The sequence below is a fragment of the Burkholderia sp. Bp9142 genome (assembly GCF_003853415.1).
Taxonomy (GTDB): domain Bacteria; phylum Pseudomonadota; class Gammaproteobacteria; order Burkholderiales; family Burkholderiaceae; genus Burkholderia.
In genome coordinates, this window is the sequence record NZ_QTPP01000019.1 from 1 (window position 1) to 15,744 (window position 15,744).

Consider the following 15,744-nt stretch of genomic DNA (forward strand, 5'->3'; position numbering starts at 1 on the left):
ACGAGCCAGCGGAACATCAGACCGAGCTGGTTGATCGTGCGCAGCGTCATGCCGATCTCGTCGACCCGGTTCATCGCGACGCCGGTGCGGCTCTCGCCGGTCGCGACACGCAACGCCTGGTCGCGCAACTGCATCAGCGGACGCGCGATCTGCGCATCGAGCCACAACCCGGCCGCCACCGCCACGCCGGCCGTCGCGGCCGCGAACGCCGCCAGCCCGCCACCGCTCAGCCCGCATGCCCAGCCCGCGCCGGCGACGGCCGGCGCCAGCACGCACAGCGTCGAATGCAGCCGCGCGCGCACCGACATCGTCTGGAACAGCGACGCGACGCGCATCAGGCCGGTCCGCACGATCAGTCCCTTGTGGAAACGGCGGTTGCCGGCCTTGCCTTCGCGGAACGCACGATACAGCGCGTCGGCGGCCGCGATCTCGTCGCGCGATGCCTTGGTGCGCACCGACATGTAACCCGTCGGCTGCCCGTTGCGCATCACGGGCACCGTATTCGAACGCACCCAGTAGTGATCGCCATTCTTGCGGCGGTTCTTCACGAGCGCCGTCCACGGTTCGCCGTTCTTCAGCGTCGCCCACATGTCGGCGAACGCCTCCTTCGGCATGTCCGGATGCCGCACGACGTTGTGCGGCTGGCCTTCGATCTCCTCGGGAGAAAATCCGCTGACCTGGATGAACGCGGCATTCGCGTACTTGATGTAACTGTCCGCGTCGGTGGTCGACATCAGCGTCGCGTCGTCGGGAAATTCGAATTCGCGTTGCGTGACAGGCTGGTTATTGCGCATGGTGTGGAGTTCCGGGTTGCGGATCTTGCGTCCGCTTGTGGATTGGACCGAGACCGTACGCATCGCGGTCGGCCCGCATGCGTTCGATCACACTCCTGCGCTTTCGGCAATTCTGACGAAAACATTATGCCGCCCGCGGGTAAATATGCATTAATTTTGCATCATCTTGATTTAGCTGAAAACTTTGTTTATGGATGAATAAAAATCGAGTTTTATCAAGTATCTGGACGTCAATCTTCTGGTTACTCGAGACACGCCTTTTTGACCGGATTGGCAAGTCGATCCGGAATCTCGAATGTGAATCCCTCTCGTTCGAGCGAGGTTCGAATCCAGTCAAATCGGAAAACCGGAGATTCGCCGCCGCGTCGCGACGGGGCGCGCAAGCACACGCCCCGACGATTACCGAAACACGTTTACCGCATCGACGAGCCGCGTCGCCTGATGCTTCAGGCTTTCCGACGCCGCCGCGCTCTGCTCGACCAGCGCGGCGTTCTGCTGCGTGATGTTGTCCAGATGCACGACCGCCTGGTCGACCTGCGCGACCCCGGTGCTCTGCTCGGCCGTCGACGAGCTGATCTCCGCGATCAGGTCCGACACGCGCTTCACCTGCGCGACGATGTCCTCCATCGTCCTGCCTGCATCGTCGACCCGCCGTGCGCCCGACTCGACCCGCTCGACACTCGCGCCGATCAGCGTCTTGATTTCCTTCGCCGCGTTCGCGCTGCGCTGCGCGAGCGCCCGTACCTCGCCGGCAACCACCGCGAAACCGCGCCCCTGTTCGCCCGCGCGCGCCGCCTCGACCGCCGCGTTCAGCGCAAGGATGTTGGTCTGGAATGCGATCCCGTCGATCACGCCGATGATGTCGGCGATCCTGCGCGAGCTGTCCGTGATGTCGCGCATCGTCGTGACGACCTCGCTCACCGCCTGTCCGCCGCGCTCGGCCGCCTCGCTCGCGGACACCGACAACTGGTTCGCCTGCAGCGCCGTTTCCGCATTGCTCGACACGGTCGCCGTCATCTCGGCCATCGATGCAGCGGTCTCCTGCACACTCGACGCGGCCTGTTCGGTGCGCGCGCTCAGGTCGTTGTTGCCTTGCGCGATCTCGTTGCTCGCGCGCTGCACGTTGTGCACCTGCTCGCTGACGTCGTCAACGAGCCAGCGGAACATCAGACCGAGCTGGTTGATCGTGCGCAGCGTCATGCCGATCTCGTCGACCCGGTTCATCCGCACACCGCGCCGGCTCTCGCCGGTCGCGACGTTCAGCGCCTGGTCGTGCAACCGCTTCAGCGGACGCACGATCTGCGCATCGAGCCACAGCCCGGCCGCCACCGACACGCCGGCCGTCGCGGCCGCGAACGCCGCCAGCCCGCCGCCGCTCAGCCCGCATGCCCAGCCCGCGCCGGCGACGGAGGGCGCCAGCACGCACAGCGCCGCATGCACGCGGGCGCGCACCGACATCGTCTGCGGCAGCGACGCGATGCGCAGCAGCCCGGTCCGCACGACCAGCCCCTTGTGGAACCGGCGGTTGCCGGCCTTGCCTTCGCGGAACGCACGATACAGCGCGTCGGCGGCCGCGATCTCGTCGGGCGGCGCCTTGGTGCGCACCGACATGTAGCCGTGCGGCGCGCCGTTGCGCGTCACGGGTATCGCGTTCGCGCGCACCCAGTAGTGGTCGCCGGTCTTGCGGCGGTTCTTCACGAGCGCCGTCCACGGTTCGCCGCTCTTCAGCGTCGCCCACATGTCGGCGAACGCCTCCTTCGGCATGTCCGGATGCCGCACGACGTTGTGCGGCTGGCCGACGAGTTCGTCGTTCGAGTAGCCGCTCACGTACGCGAACGTCGTGTTCGCGTACGTGATGATGCTGTCGGCATCCGTGGTCGACATCAGCGTGACGTCATCGGGAAATTCGAATTCTTGTTGGGTGACAGGCTGGTTGTTGCGCATGCAGGGCTCCGAAAGGCGGATCCGGATGCGGGATCCGCGCGGCGCGGAAATCACGCTCAGTAGCCGAAAAACGGTTTATCGCTTTACGACGGTCTCGTCCCTGCTGTCGGCAATTTCCGGAAAAACCTTAATCCGGAAGCGCACAAAATGTCGAATTCCGTCACCGGGATGATTTCGATCAAATAATCCCGTGATAATCGCGTCCGGCGCTTTGCGGATGCGGCCCGATGCGTGATTGGATAAATTCACCAGACGCACCAATTCCGGAAGCCGTTGCACACGGCGAAACGATTCAACCTGATCGGCTTCATTCAACCGGCATTCGAACGCAATGAAAAAATCCCGGCATTCATTGAACCGGTCGCGCCGGCATCCGGCGGCGGTTACGCATCGCGGCGATCGACACCGCCAGGCCGCCCCCCCTTTTCCACGATCGCGAGTCGATGCGTTTTACGGAAACGCGCGACATTCGCAGCGGCGTGGCAAGCGCATGGCCGCCAATGCCGCGCCGCACGTAATGCGCCCCAAAGCAGACAACCGCATGACACGCCGCACCACCACCGAACGTTCAGCGCGCCTGCTCGCGCGCGCACGACTGCCGCTACGCGATCCTGGCGGACGGCAGTCCGTCGTGCGGACGCAGCTTCATTTACGACGGGCGTCTTGCCGGCAGACGGCATGCGGGCGCCGGGGTGACGGCGGCGCTGCTGCGCCGGCATGGCGTCGAGGTATTCGCGGACACCGGGATCGACGCGCTCGCCGCGCGCCTCGCGCGACATTCTCAGGCTGAATGACGATGTGGCCGGCACGACGATCACGTGCCGGCCACATCGTCCGGAAGGGAGCACGGCGAAGCGGTGCGCATCCCGCGCACGCTTCGCCGCATGACGCGCGTCAGACGCGTTCGATCGCGATCGCGATGCCCTGGCCGACGCCGATGCACATCGTGCACAGCGCAAAGCGGCCGTTGGTGCGATGCAGCTGGTACATCGCGGTCGTCACGAGGCGGGCGCCCGACGCGCCGAGCGGGTGACCCAGCGCGATCGCGCCGCCGTTCGGGTTCACGCGAGGATCGTCGTCGGCGACGCCGAGCATGCGCAGCACCGCGAGGCCCTGCGACGCGAACGCTTCGTTCAGCTCGATCACGTCGAACTGGTCAATCGTCATCCCGAGCCGCGCGAGCAGCTTCTGCGTGGCCGGCGCCGGACCGATGCCCATCACGCGCGGCGCGACGCCGGCCGTCGCGATGCCGAGCACGCGTGCGCGCGGCGTCAGGCCGAAGCGCTTCGCGCTGGCCTCGTTCGCGAGCAGCAGCGCGGCGGCGCCGTCGTTGACGCCCGATGCGTTGCCGGCCGTCACCGAGCCGTCCGGACGCACGACGCCCTTCAGCTTCGCGAGCGTCTCGAGCGACGTTTCGCGCGGATGCTCGTCACGCGAAAAGACGACCGGATCGCCTTTCTTCTGCGGGATCGTGACCGGCACGATCTCCTCGGCGAGCGTGCCGTCCTGCTGCGCACGCGCGGCCTTCTGCTGGCTGCGCAGCGCGAACAGGTCCTGGTCGGCGCGGCTGACGTTGTAATCGACCGCGACGTTCTCGGCCGTCTCGGGCATCGAATCGACGCCGTGCAGCTGTTTCATCAGCGGATTGACGAAGCGCCAGCCGATCGTCGTGTCGTGGATGTCGGCCTGGCGCGCGAACGCGCTGGCGGCCTTGCCCATCACGAACGGCGCGCGCGTCATGCTTTCGACGCCGCCAGCCACCATCAGCGCGGCCTCGCCCGACTTGATCGCGCGCGCGGCCACGCCCACCGCGTCCATCCCGGAACCGCACAGGCGGTTGATCGTCGAACCCGGCACACCCTCCGGCAAACCCGCGAGCAGCGCGGACATGCGCGCGACGTTGCGGTTGTCCTCGCCGGCCTGGTTCGCGCAGCCGTAGATCACGTCGTCGATCGCCGTCCAGTCGACGTCGCGGTTGCGCTCGACGAGCGCCTTCAGCGGCACCGCGCCGAGGTCGTCGGCGCGCACGCCGGACAGCGCGCCGCCGTAACGGCCGATCGGGGTACGAATCGCATCACACAGAAAAGCTTCGGTCATCAGTGTCTCCGGTCTCATGCAAGGCTGGGAAGTGAATGAAACGCGCCCCTTGCATTGCCCGCCGGGATGCGCTTAAATGTTCTATATACGAACATAAGATCGTGTATCGAACGTTCAACGCATCATAGGGAGTGCGGGGACGACCTGTCAAGCGCCCGGTCCGCGGTGCGGTTGGCGTGTCGGGCCCCATGCGCTATCTTCTCGGCTGCACGACAATCCGACCGTTCATGACAACCGAAGACATCCAGACGAAACCGGGCGACTCCTATGTGCAGTCGTTCGCGCGCGGCCTCGCGGTGATCCGCGCGTTCGACGCCCAACGCCCGGAGCAGACGCTCACCGAGGTCGCCTCGGCCACCGGGCTCACGCGCGCGGGCGCGCGCCGGATCCTGCTGACGCTGCAGACGCTCGGCTACGTCGAGGCCGACGGCCGGCTGTTCCGGCTCACGCCCAAGATTCTCGAGCTCGGCTTCGCGTATCTCACGTCGATGCCGTTCTGGAATCTCGCCGAACCCGTGATGGAGCAGCTGTCCGCGCAGATCCACGAAAGCTGCTCGGCCGCCGTGCTCGATCGCACCGAGATCGTCTACGTGCTGCGCATGCCGACCCACAAGATCATGACGATCAATTTGTCGATCGGCAGCCGCCTGCCCGCGTACTGCACGTCGATGGGCCGTGTGCTGCTGTCGGCGCTCGACGACGCGGCGCTCGACGAAACGCTCGCGCAAAGCGGCATTCGCGCGCACACGCCGCGCACGATCACCGACATCGGCGAGCTGAAGGCGACGATCGCGCAAGTGCGCCAGCAAGGCTGGGCCGTGGTCGACCAGGAACTCGAAGTGGGATTGATGTCGATCTCGGCGCCGATCCGCAACCGGCGCGGGCAGGTGATCGCCGCGATGAACATCAGCGGCAACGCGCAGCGGCACACCGCGAAGCAGATGGTGAAGGAGTTTCTCGGGCCGCTGCAGCAGGCCGCGCAGACGGTGTCGGAGCTGGTGGCGCGGCGCGGATGAGCGGGCCTGGCGGACCGGCAGGCGCCTGCGGCAAGGCATTCCACCCGAAGCCGGGGGCGCCGCGGCGTCCGCTTCAATTGTCGTGCCGGCGATACCGCATTCACGCATAAAAAGACGGGCGGCACCTGGCCGCCCGCTCAACGCTCTGACTCTGCTGCAACACTTCCAACGGAACACGGAGCGAACTCCGCGCCGCTCAATCTAGTGATGCGGCAAAGCCCGGTCAATTTGACATGAACGAAATTGCACGGCGCTTCTCGGACACCGTACCCGCCATTCACGCGCCGAGCAGAATCCCCTTTCGCACCGGCACCGTGCCCGTCACGCGGCCGAGCGGCGCGCCGGCCGTCACGAAGCGGATCGCGCGGCGCATGTAGAACACGCCGTCGGTGCCGCTCGACACGGTCGTGATCGCGTCGGTCAGCGGATCGACGATGTCGAACAGCGGGTCGCCGGCGCGGATCGTCGCGCCGATCGCCGCGCGGTGCACGAGGATCCCGCTCACCGGCGCGTGGAACTGCTCGCTGCCCGCGAGCGGCGTGGCCGGTGCGACGAGCGGCGGCAGCGGCGTGCGCTCGCCGCGCACCGCGCCGCACCACACCAGATAGGCGACGAGCGCGTCGGCGTCACGCGCCGCGTATTCATGGGTCACGTCGCGCTGGCCGCGGCATTCGACCGTCACCGCCACCGTGCCCGCCGCCATCGGCGTGCGTTCCGGCAGGTGCTGCCGCAACTGCGACCACAGCAGGTGATGCGCGTCGTCGAACGCATGACCGCCGGAATCCTCGGCAAGCAGCGACACCTCGGCGCCGAGATAGCGCGCGAGCGGCTCGACCTGCGGCCACGCGGTGTCGCTCGTGTATACGTGCATCACCGCCTCGAGCGAGCAATGCAGGTCGATCACGACGTCGGCGTCATGCGACAGCTTCAGCAGCGCCCGCTGCAACGCGTCGAATTCGGTGCGCGGCGCGATCTCGTCGAGCGCGGCGCCGACACATTCGCGCACGATCGCGCGATTGCGTTCGGGATCCGCGCCGAGCCGGTCGCGCGCCCGCGCGGCGATGTCCGCAAGCGGCAGGAAGCCGCGATTGAAGTTGCGTCCGCTCGCGAGATCGAACCGGCCGATGAATTGCCCGAGCAGATGGTGATTGAGCCCGACCGGGTTCGCGACCGGCACCAGCACGACCTCGGCCGCGAGCCGGCCGTCCGCGTCGAGCTGCGCGAGACGCTGCTTGAGCACGACGGCGGCGAGCATCGCGGGCGTCTCGTCCGCATGCAGCGCGGCCTGCAGGTAGAACTTGCGGCCGGCGTCGGCCGGCCCGAAATGGAAGCTCGTCAGCGTGCGCTGCGTGCCGATCGACGGCGAGAGGAGCGGCGTGTTGCGAATCTGCATCGATGGTCTCGAAAAAAAGCGGGAAAACGGAGCGCGCGGCTCAGTCGCCGGACGGGTCGAAATCGAAGTACGGCTTCGCGATCCGGTCGTACGTGCCGTCCTTCAGCATCGACGCGATCGCGCCGTCGATCGACGCGCTGCAGCGCGCGTCCGTGCCGTTGACGCAGGCCGCGCGGGAACTGGCGACGATGCGCGCGTCGTACCTGCGGACCATGCGCGGGCGGTAATCCGGGCACGGATCACCGCCCGCGGCACCGCCCGTCAGTCCATCGACTCACGCGCCGTCTCGCGCAGCATCGCGACCGCGATCAGCGACAGCACCACACACGCGGCCACGTAACCGGCCGGCGCGAGCTTGCTGCCCGTCGTCTTCACGAGCCAGGTCGCGATCAGCTGCGCGGTCCCGCCGAAGATCGTCACCGCCAGCGCATACGCGATCGAGATGCCCGTCGCACGCACGTGGCGCGGCAGCGATTCGCACATCAGCGCCATTTCGGACGCCGACCCGAGCGAATAGAACAGCAGCATCAGCGCGGTCAGCGGCAGGATCACCGACAGCGTCGGATGATGGTTCATCAGCCAGAACGCGGGGAACAACAGCAGGACGAGCACGCCGCGCCCGACGAAGATCGGCACGCGCCGACTGCCGAGACGGTCCGACAGCCAGCCGAACAGCGGACACGTCACGAGCATCACGCAGCCCGACGCGACGCCGACGAACATCGACAGCTTCATCGGCAACCCGAGCGTATGGATCGCATAGGTCGGCATGTAGAAGGTCAGGATGTAGGTCGACACCGTGCCGCCCATCACGGTCAGCATCAACAGCAGCACCGTGCGCGTGTGCCGCGAGAACAGCTCGCGCAGCACGCCGCGTTCGATGCCGTGATGGTTGTCGCCGGGCGCATCGTCCGCGAGCCGGCGGCGCAGAATCATGCCGACCGGCGCGATCAGCACGCCCACGAAGAACGGCAGGCGCCAGCCCCAGCCCTCGAGCGCATCCTTCGTCAGCGTGTTCGACAGCAGCGCCGCGAAGCCCGAGCCCATCAGCGCGGCACCGCCCTGCGTCGCGAGCTGCCAGCTCGCGCGAAACGCGCGGCGCGACGTGCCGCCCTGCTCGATCAGCGTGGAAGTCGCCGCGCCGAACTCGCCGCCCTGCGAGAAGCCCTGCATCAGCCGCGCGCAGACGACCAGCAGCGGCGCGGCCACGCCGGCCTGCGCGTAGGTCGGCGCGATCGCGATGAGGCCGGTGCCGAGCGCCATCAGCATGATCGTCAGGTTCAGCGCGGCCTTGCGGCCCTTGCGGTCCGCGTACACGCCGAGCACGACGCTGCCGAGCGGCCGCGTGAAGAAGCCGGCGGCGAACGTCGCGACCGACAGCAGCAGCGACGTGGTCGGGTCGCTCGACGGGAAGAACAGCTTGCCGATCAGCACCGCGAAAAAGCCGTACACGGTGAAATCGAAGAACTCCAGCCAGTTGCCGATCACGGCCGCCGCGATCGCGCCGCGCTTCGTGACGGCCGGTGCGCCGTGTGTATCGGTCTGGGCGGCCCCCGCCGACGCGGGGTGCAGCGCGAGATGGTCTTTCTGCATCGTTCTTCTCTCCTCTCAATGCGGCCGGAAGCGCCGGCCGCCCGTCGCCGTGCTCACTGCCCCAGGTAACGCTCCACGAGGCGCGACCAGAACGCCGCGCCGATCGGCAGGTTGCGATCGTTGAAGTCGTATTTCGGGTTGTGCACCATGCAGCCGTCCTCGCCGTCGCCGTTGCCGAGCCGCACGAACGAGCCGGGCCGCTGCTGCAGCATGAACGCGAAATCCTCGCTGCCCATCAGCAGGTCGGCCTGCTCGACGACGTGCGCGTCGCCGACCAGCTCGCGCGCGACCTGCGCGGCGAAATCCGTTTCGGCATCCGTATTGACGACGACCGGATAGCCTTCGATGTACTCGACGTGCGCGGTCGCGCCATAGCTCGCGGCCTGTGATTCGGCGAGCTCGACGATGCGGCGCTTGAGCAGCGCGCGCACGTCGGGGCTGAACGAGCGCACGCTGAGTTCGAGGCGCGCGCCGTTCGGGATCACGTTGTTCGCGGTGCCCGCGTGCATCGAGCCGACCGTGACGACCGCCGGCTGCGACGGGTCGACGTTGCGCGCGACGATCGTCTGCAGCGCCATCACGATGCTCGCCGCGACGACCACCGGGTCGACCGTCAGGTGCGGCCGCGCCGCGTGGCCGCCGACACCCTCGATCGAGATGATCGCCTTGTCGCCGGCCGACATGAACGGGCCGCGCCGCGTGAGGAACACGCCGGGCGCCGCGCCCGGATGGTTGTGCATGCCGAATACCGCATCGCACGGAAAGCGCTCGAACAGGCCGTCGTCGATCATCTTCTTCGCGCCGCTGTCGACGCCGTGCTCTTCGGCCGGCTGGAAATACAGATGCACGGTGCCGGAGAAGCGGCGCGTCTTCGCGAGATGGTGCGCGGCGCCGAGCAGCATCGTCGTGTGGCCGTCGTGGCCGCATGCGTGCATCTTGCCGTGCGTGCCGCTCGCATACGGCAGGCCGGTCGCCTCGACGATCGGCAGCGCGTCCATGTCCGCGCGGATGCCGATGCTGCGCGTGCCGTCGCCCGCGCGCAGCGTGCCGACGACCCCCGTCTTGCCCACCCCGCGCGTCACCTGCCAGCCCCATTGCTCGAGCTTCCCGGCGACGAGCGCGGCCGTGTCGTGCTCTTCGTACGCGAGTTCCGGATGGTGATGAATGTGGTGGCGGATCTCGCGCAGCCCGCCGGCGGCGGGCATCAGATCCTCGATTTCGGTGAATCGGACGTCGGTGGTCATCAAGCGGCTCCTGCTGATCGTCAGCGTGTCAGCCGCACGCGAACGGTTGCGTGCGGGAAAGCGAGCCACTATAGCGAGCCGATATCGGTTCAATAAGATGCGGAATTTTTCACCGTGATAAGGTTTTTTAATCAGGGTTAATACGGGCAAAGGTCGTCGACACGCGTTCACCCGACGCGCTCGACACGCGAGCCATTGATTTTTGAGACGAACGGTCTATTATTCGCGCATGGACGTTCGAACTGATCCGCCTCGCCGCCGCGGCAGGCCTCCGAAGCAGCACGAAGCGCTCGTCGCGACGCGCGACATGCTGTTGCGCACCGGGCTGGAAGTGCTCACCGAGAAGGGCTTTTCGGCCGCCGGGCTCGACGAGATCCTCGGGCGCGCCGGCGTGCCCAAGGGCTCGTTCTATCACTACTTCGACAGCAAGGAGGCGTTCGGCCTCGAGCTGATCGATCGCTACGCGGACTTCTTCGCGCGCAAGCTGGACCGTCATTTCAGCCAGACGGAGCGCTCGCCGCTGCAGCGCGTGCGCGCGTTCGTCGACGATGCGCGCGACGGCATGGCGCGTTACGAATACGGCCGCGGCTGCCTGATCGGCAACCTCGGCCAGGAAATGGGCGCGCTCCCGGAGCGTTTCCGTGCGCGTCTGCGCACGACGTTCGAGGACTGGCAACGCCGGCTGGCCGAGTGCCTGGCCGCCGCGCAGCAAGCCGGCGAGCTGGCGGATTCGGCAGACCCGGCCGAGCTGGCCGCGTTCTTCTGGATCGGCTGGGAAGGCGCCGTGCTGCGCGCGAAGCTCGAACGCAGCGACGTGCCGCTCGCGCTGTTCGCGCGGTTTTTCTTCAATGGATTGCCTCGCCGCTGAATTTTTTTGCCATTGACTAGACGATCGGTCTAAAAAGGAGGACGGATGTTCCAGGGCATCGTGATCGACAAGGACGAAACCGGCCAGCACGCGCGGCTGCACACGCTGGACGACGCGCAGTTGCCCGCGGGCGACGTGACGATCCGGGTCGGCTATTCGACGTTGAACTACAAGGACGGGCTGGCGATCACCGGCAAGAGCCCGGTGGTCCGCCAGTTTCCGATGGTGCCGGGCATCGATCTCGTCGGCGAAGTCGAGCACAGCACGCATCCGGATTACCGCACCGGCGATCGCGTCGTCCTCAACGGCTGGGGCGTCGGCGAAACGCACTGGGGCGGCCTGGCCCAGAAGGCGCGCGTCGACGGCGACTGGCTGGTGCCGCTGCCGCCAGCGTTTTCGCCGCAACAGGCGATGGCCATCGGCACGGCCGGCTATACCGCGATGCTGTGCGTGATGGCACTGGAACGGCATGGCGTGCGCCCGGACGACGGCGAGATCGTGGTGACGGGCGCGGCAGGCGGCGTCGGCAGTGTCGCCACCGCCCTCCTCGCGCGGCTCGGCTATCGCGTTGTCGCCGTGACCGGCCGCCCGGCCGATGCCGACTACCTGCGGCAGCTCGGCGCGGCGGAGATCCTCGACCGGTCGCAATTCAGCGCGCCCGGCAAGCCGCTCGGCAAGGAACGCTGGGCCGGCGCGGTCGACGTCGCAGGCAGCCACGTCCTCGCCAACGTGTGTGCGACCACGCGCTATCGTGGCGTGGTGACGGCCTGCGGCCTGGCCGCCGGCATGGACTTCCCCGCCACCGTCGCGCCGTTCATCCTGCGCGGCGTGACGCTCGTCGGCATCGACAGCGTGATGTGCCCGCGCGCCGAGCGGCTGGAGGCATGGCGCCGGCTCGCATCCGATCTCGACGTCGGGAAGCTGGGCGCGATCAGTCACCAGGTCGGCCTGGGCAACGCCATCCCGCTTGCCGAGGAACTGATCGGCGGCAGGGTGCGCGGCCGCATCGTCGTGGACGTCAATGCATGACGCCGGCAACGGCAACCCGTCGTTTCATTTCCGGCCGGCGGCTCGCGCATCGCGTTCGCCCGTGCCGCTTTATTCAGGAGACTCCATGACCGCTGCAGACAACGCGCCCGTCAGCCGCTTTCCGGTACCGGCGCTCGACGACCTGCCCGACGACATTCGCGAACGGATCGCGGCCGTCCAGGAGAAATCGGGCTTCATCCCGAACGTATTCCTCACGCTCGCGCATCGCCCGGACGAGTTTCGCGCGTTCATGGCGTACCACGACGCGCTGATGGACAAGCCCGGCAACCTCACCAAGGCCGAACGGGAAATGATCGTCGTGGCCACCAGCGCCGTGAACCAGTGTCAGTACTGCGTCATCGCGCATGGCGCGATCCTGCGCATTCGCGCGAAGGATCCGCTGATCGCCGACCAGGTCGCGACCAACTACCGCAAGGCCGACATCACCGTCCGGCAGAAGGCGATGCTCGACTTCGCGATGAAGGTTTCGCAGACCGCGCACCAGGTGGGCGAAGCGGATTTCGACACGCTGAAGTCGCACGGCTTCACCGAAGAGGACGTCTGGGACATCGCGGCGATCTCGGCCTTCTTCGGGATGTCCAATCGGATCGCGAACGTGACGAACATGCGGCCGAACGCGGAGTTCTACGCACTGGGGCGTTGAGCGCCGCGCGGTCACGCGGGCGACACGTGGCAGCCTACCGGCGCCGATACACGACACCCTCACCCGGCTCCGGCGCCGCGGCGGCCGCGACGTCGAAACGCTCGCGCGCTTGCGCGATCGGCTGCTTGTTTTTCTCCGCCCACAGAACGAGCGCCATCACGGGCTCCAGCAGCGTTTCGCCGAGCGGCGTGAGCGCGTAGTCGACGCGCGGCGGAATCGTCGGGAACACCGTCCGCGTGACCAGCCCGTCGCGCTCCAGCCCACGCAACGTCAGCGTCAGCATCCGCTGCGAAATCCCGTCGATCTCACGTTTCAGTTCGTTGAAACGCCGCGCGCCGTCGTTCAGCGTCGCGATGAGGTAAAGGCTCCACTTGTCGCCGATCCGGTCGAGGATCTGGCGCGTCGCCTGGCAGTCGTTGTCGCTGGGTCGGGGCATGGTGTCGGGTTACATCGATGTGACTGGGGCACAACCATGTGCGTTCTTGTAGCGGACGGGCGCGAACCCTAGCATTCCACATGCTTTTCGGTAACCAAGTTATCAAAAGTTACCTGGTTCTCATCTTATCCTGGAAGGAACGCTCATGAGCCGCATCCTGCTGATCACGTCGAGCCCCCGCAGCATCGACAGCCTGTCCACGCGCTTCGCGCACGACCTCGCGCGGCAGCTCGCGCAGCGCAACACTACCGGCACGGTCACCCTGCGCGATCTGTCCGCCGATCCGCTGCCGCATATCGACGACGCGTACATCAGGGGCCGCACGCTGGCGCCGGATGCGCGCAGCGCGGAACAGGCCCGGGCCGTCGCACTTGCACAAACGCTGGTCGACGAACTGCGTGCCGCCGACATCGTCGTGATCGGTTCCGCGATGACCAATTTCGGGCCGTCCACGCAGTTGCGCGCATGGTTCGATCGTGTGATCTGGCCGCAGGTCACGTTCCAGTATGGCGAAAGCGGCATCGCCGGATTGCTGGAACGCAAGAAGGTCTATCTGGTCACCGCCAGCGGCGGCATCTTCTCCGAAGGTCCATACGCGCCGTTCGACTATCAGTCCGGCTATCTGAAGCATCTGCTCGGGTTCATCGGCTTGACCGACATCAGCGAGTTGCGCGTGGAAGGCGTCGCACAGGGCGCCGATGCGGCTCAAGCGGCGATGGCGAAGGCCGGGCAGGCATTGCAGGCACTCGTGGAACAAGCCGCCTAGGGCAAGAACAGCGCCCGTCGATCGTACGGGCGCTGCCTGCCGCTACCCGCAACCACACGGCGCACCGGTGTGCCGCTTCACCTGCATCGCCGGCGATGCAGGTGAAGGTCAGCGCTTACTTCACGCCTTCAACGCCTGCAGCCCGTCCGGCAGCTTCGCGTCCGGGAACATCGTGGACAGTGTCGTATCGCGCCACCGCGCCGCCTCGTCCGCGCGCTGCGATTCGGCCTGCTCGCACACGAACAGCGCATCGCCGCCGAGCAGCAGGCGCATCGGCAGGTCGTCGCGACGCGACAGCTCGACGATCAGCGCCGCGATCCGTGCGGGATCGCCGACCTCGTGGCCGCCATACGCGCCGAGCAATTCGAGAATCTTCCCGACCGACGGCTGATAGTCGGGCAGCAGGCCGTCGACGTCGCGCTTCGCCTGCGCGGCCCATTCGGTACGCATCCCGCCCGGCTCGAGCGTGCAGACGCGCACGCCGAACGGCGCGACTTCCTTCGACAGCACGTCGCTGAATCCGCCGACCGCCCATTTCGCGGTCTGGTACGCGGACAGGCCGGGCGTCGACGTACGCCCGCCGACCGACGACACCTGGAAGATATGACCCGCGCGCTGCGCGCGCATCGTCGGCAGCACCGCGCGCGTCAGGTTGATCACCCCGAACAGGTTCGTTTCGATCTGGTCGCGGAAGTCGTCGGCGCCCATCTGCTCGAACGGCGCCGTATGGCCGTAGCCCGCGTTGTTCACCAGCACGTCGATGCGGCCGAACGCGTCGCGGGCGGCCGCCACCGCGTGCACGGCCGCCGCCTCGTCGGTCACGTCGAGCGCGACCGGCAGCAGGCGGTCGCCGTACCGTTCCTGCAGATCCGCGAGCCGCGCGGGATCCCGCGCACCGGCCACCAGCATGTCGCCCGCCGCCAGCACGGCCTCCGAAATCGCGCGGCCCAGGCCGCGTGCGGCCCCCGTCACCAACCAGATCTTCGACATTTTCCACTCCTCGATAAAGTTGAAACCACAAAAATGAATGATTACTCACTCATTAATATGGGCGCCGAAACGATCGTTTTCACCGTGCGTCGCCCTGCCTGAAACCGCCTTCCATCGCCGAGGCGACGTCCGAACCGGACGCGCCTCCGATCACGTCTACAACTTTCCGCTACGCCGGCCGGCCGCTCATACCGCGTGCAACACGGCCCACAGCGCGCGAAACCCGGCTTCCCGGTACGCATCGGCCTGCGCCGGATCGCGCGCGATCAACTCCATCGCCGTTTCCGCGATCGACGTGAACAGCGCCGCGCGAAACGCCTGTGCATCGTCGGCCTTCAGCCCACCCGACGCGGCGATCTGCTCCCGCAGCAGCACATGCACCGCGCCGAACCCTTCGGCCCCGGCCGCGCGATGCGCGTCGTCGATGCGGCCGCTCACGCCGAGCTGCCGCAGCGCGCGCCGCCCGTCCGGATTCGCGACGCCCCACGACACATAGCCGCGCCACGCATGCCGCATCGCCTGCTCGGCCGGCGCGTGCTCAGGAAACCCGGTCATCATCGCGTCGCGCATCCCGGCCTTCAGGCTCAGGTACAGCGCGTTCAGCAACGCATCCTTGGTCTCGAAATAGGTGAACACCGTGCCCTCCGCGACGCCGGCGAGCCGCGCGATGCGCGCGGTGGTCGCACTCGCACCGTCCTCCGCGAGCGCGCGGGCGGCGGCGGCGAGGATGGCGTCGTGCTTGTCGGGACTGCGCGGTCGGGCCACGGTCGATTCCTTTAATGAGCGAGTACTCAATCATAATCACGCAACGTAGGCAATGCAAGCCCTGATACATACGGGGGAACCCATCCGCAATCGATCAAAACCGTGCACTATTAGCGTTTCCACGTACTGGCCCGCCAACGCACCG

The 15,744-nt window shown here is 67.2% G+C and carries 15 protein-coding genes and 2 pseudogenes; 6 read left to right on the plus strand and 11 right to left on the minus strand.

Annotated elements, in window-relative coordinates; translation table 11 throughout:
• The 3 genes from DIE22_RS20840 to DIE22_RS20850 all read right to left on the minus strand — a co-directional run.
• A partial coding sequence (locus tag DIE22_RS20840) for a PAS domain-containing protein (protein ID WP_124606006.1) occupies positions 1–794 on the minus strand: 794 nt, incomplete at its 3' end.
• A gap of 399 nt (positions 795–1,193) precedes the next feature.
• Positions 1,194–2,738, minus strand: a complete 1,545-nt coding sequence (locus DIE22_RS20845) for a PAS domain-containing methyl-accepting chemotaxis protein (RefSeq protein ID WP_124606007.1) — start codon at positions 2,736–2,738, stop codon at positions 1,194–1,196.
• 75 nt (positions 2,739–2,813) lie between these two features.
• A complete protein-coding gene (locus DIE22_RS20850) occupies positions 2,814–3,053 on the minus strand; it encodes a hypothetical protein (RefSeq protein ID WP_124497200.1) in 240 nt (79 codons plus the stop codon).
• A 260-nt stretch (positions 3,054–3,313) separates the two neighbouring features.
• On the opposite strand from DIE22_RS20850, the pseudogene DIE22_RS20855 reads away from it, so the two are divergent.
• Positions 3,314–3,532: pseudogene (locus DIE22_RS20855) on the plus strand (DUF523 domain-containing protein); the annotation flags it as partial.
• Positions 3,533–3,632: 100 nt separating this feature from the next.
• Here DIE22_RS20855 and pcaF read toward each other — a convergent pair.
• Positions 3,633–4,835 (minus strand): 3-oxoadipyl-CoA thiolase, encoded by a 1,203-nt coding sequence (pcaF, locus tag DIE22_RS20860; RefSeq protein WP_124606008.1) that lies wholly within the window; start codon positions 4,833–4,835, stop codon positions 3,633–3,635.
• Between the two features lie 227 nt (positions 4,836–5,062).
• Between pcaF and DIE22_RS20865 the strand changes: the two genes are divergently transcribed.
• On the plus strand, positions 5,063–5,851 hold the full coding sequence (locus tag DIE22_RS20865) for an IclR family transcriptional regulator (RefSeq protein ID WP_185640659.1): 789 nt from the start codon (positions 5,063–5,065) through the stop codon (positions 5,849–5,851).
• Positions 5,852–6,128: 277 nt separating this feature from the next.
• Here the strand turns inward: DIE22_RS20865 and DIE22_RS20870 are convergent, their stop codons facing one another.
• The 4 genes and pseudogenes from DIE22_RS20870 to DIE22_RS20885 all read right to left on the minus strand — a co-directional run bounded on the left by DIE22_RS20870 (position 6,129) and on the right by DIE22_RS20885 (position 10,081).
• A complete protein-coding gene (locus DIE22_RS20870; protein ID WP_124606010.1) occupies positions 6,129–7,244 on the minus strand; it encodes a succinylglutamate desuccinylase/aspartoacylase family protein in 1,116 nt (371 codons plus the stop codon).
• Positions 7,245–7,284: 40 nt separating this feature from the next.
• A pseudogene (locus DIE22_RS39230) lies at positions 7,285–7,380 on the minus strand (ABC transporter substrate-binding protein); the annotation flags it as partial.
• Positions 7,381–7,505: 125 nt separating this feature from the next.
• On the minus strand, positions 7,506–8,837 hold the full coding sequence (locus tag DIE22_RS20880) for an MFS transporter (protein WP_124606011.1): 1,332 nt from the start codon (positions 8,835–8,837) through the stop codon (positions 7,506–7,508).
• A 53-nt stretch (positions 8,838–8,890) separates the two neighbouring features.
• A complete protein-coding gene (locus tag DIE22_RS20885; protein ID WP_124606012.1) occupies positions 8,891–10,081 on the minus strand; it encodes a M20 aminoacylase family protein in 1,191 nt (396 codons plus the stop codon).
• 229 nt (positions 10,082–10,310) lie between these two features.
• Between DIE22_RS20885 and DIE22_RS20890 the strand changes: the two genes are divergently transcribed.
• The 3 genes from DIE22_RS20890 to DIE22_RS20900 all read left to right on the plus strand — a co-directional run bounded on the left by DIE22_RS20890 (position 10,311) and on the right by DIE22_RS20900 (position 12,642).
• On the plus strand, positions 10,311–10,949 hold the full coding sequence (locus DIE22_RS20890; protein ID WP_124497206.1) for a TetR/AcrR family transcriptional regulator: 639 nt from the start codon (positions 10,311–10,313) through the stop codon (positions 10,947–10,949).
• Between the two features lie 45 nt (positions 10,950–10,994).
• Positions 10,995–11,978, plus strand: a complete 984-nt coding sequence (locus tag DIE22_RS20895) for an MDR family oxidoreductase (protein ID WP_124497207.1) — start codon at positions 10,995–10,997, stop codon at positions 11,976–11,978.
• Between the two features lie 85 nt (positions 11,979–12,063).
• Positions 12,064–12,642: a peroxidase-related enzyme gene (locus tag DIE22_RS20900; RefSeq protein ID WP_124497208.1), complete on the plus strand. Its 579-nt coding sequence runs from the start codon at positions 12,064–12,066 to the stop codon at positions 12,640–12,642.
• Positions 12,643–12,676: 34 nt separating this feature from the next.
• Here DIE22_RS20900 and DIE22_RS20905 read toward each other — a convergent pair whose 3' ends face one another.
• Complete coding sequence (locus DIE22_RS20905; protein ID WP_221622365.1) at positions 12,677–13,078, minus strand: helix-turn-helix domain-containing protein; 402 nt, start codon at positions 13,076–13,078, stop codon at positions 12,677–12,679.
• A gap of 145 nt (positions 13,079–13,223) precedes the next feature.
• Between DIE22_RS20905 and DIE22_RS20910 the strand changes: the two genes are divergently transcribed.
• Positions 13,224–13,844 (plus strand): FMN-dependent NADH-azoreductase, encoded by a 621-nt coding sequence (locus DIE22_RS20910; protein ID WP_124497209.1) that lies wholly within the window; start codon positions 13,224–13,226, stop codon positions 13,842–13,844.
• 120 nt (positions 13,845–13,964) lie between these two features.
• On the opposite strand, the gene DIE22_RS20915 is transcribed toward DIE22_RS20910, so the two are convergent.
• Positions 13,965–14,834 carry an SDR family NAD(P)-dependent oxidoreductase gene (locus DIE22_RS20915; RefSeq protein WP_124497210.1) on the minus strand — a complete coding sequence of 290 codons (870 nt, stop codon included), beginning with the start codon at positions 14,832–14,834 and terminating at the stop codon, positions 13,965–13,967.
• A gap of 186 nt (positions 14,835–15,020) precedes the next feature.
• Positions 15,021–15,599: a TetR/AcrR family transcriptional regulator gene (locus tag DIE22_RS20920; protein WP_124497211.1), complete on the minus strand. Its 579-nt coding sequence runs from the start codon at positions 15,597–15,599 to the stop codon at positions 15,021–15,023.
• Positions 15,600–15,744 lie beyond the last annotated feature (145 nt).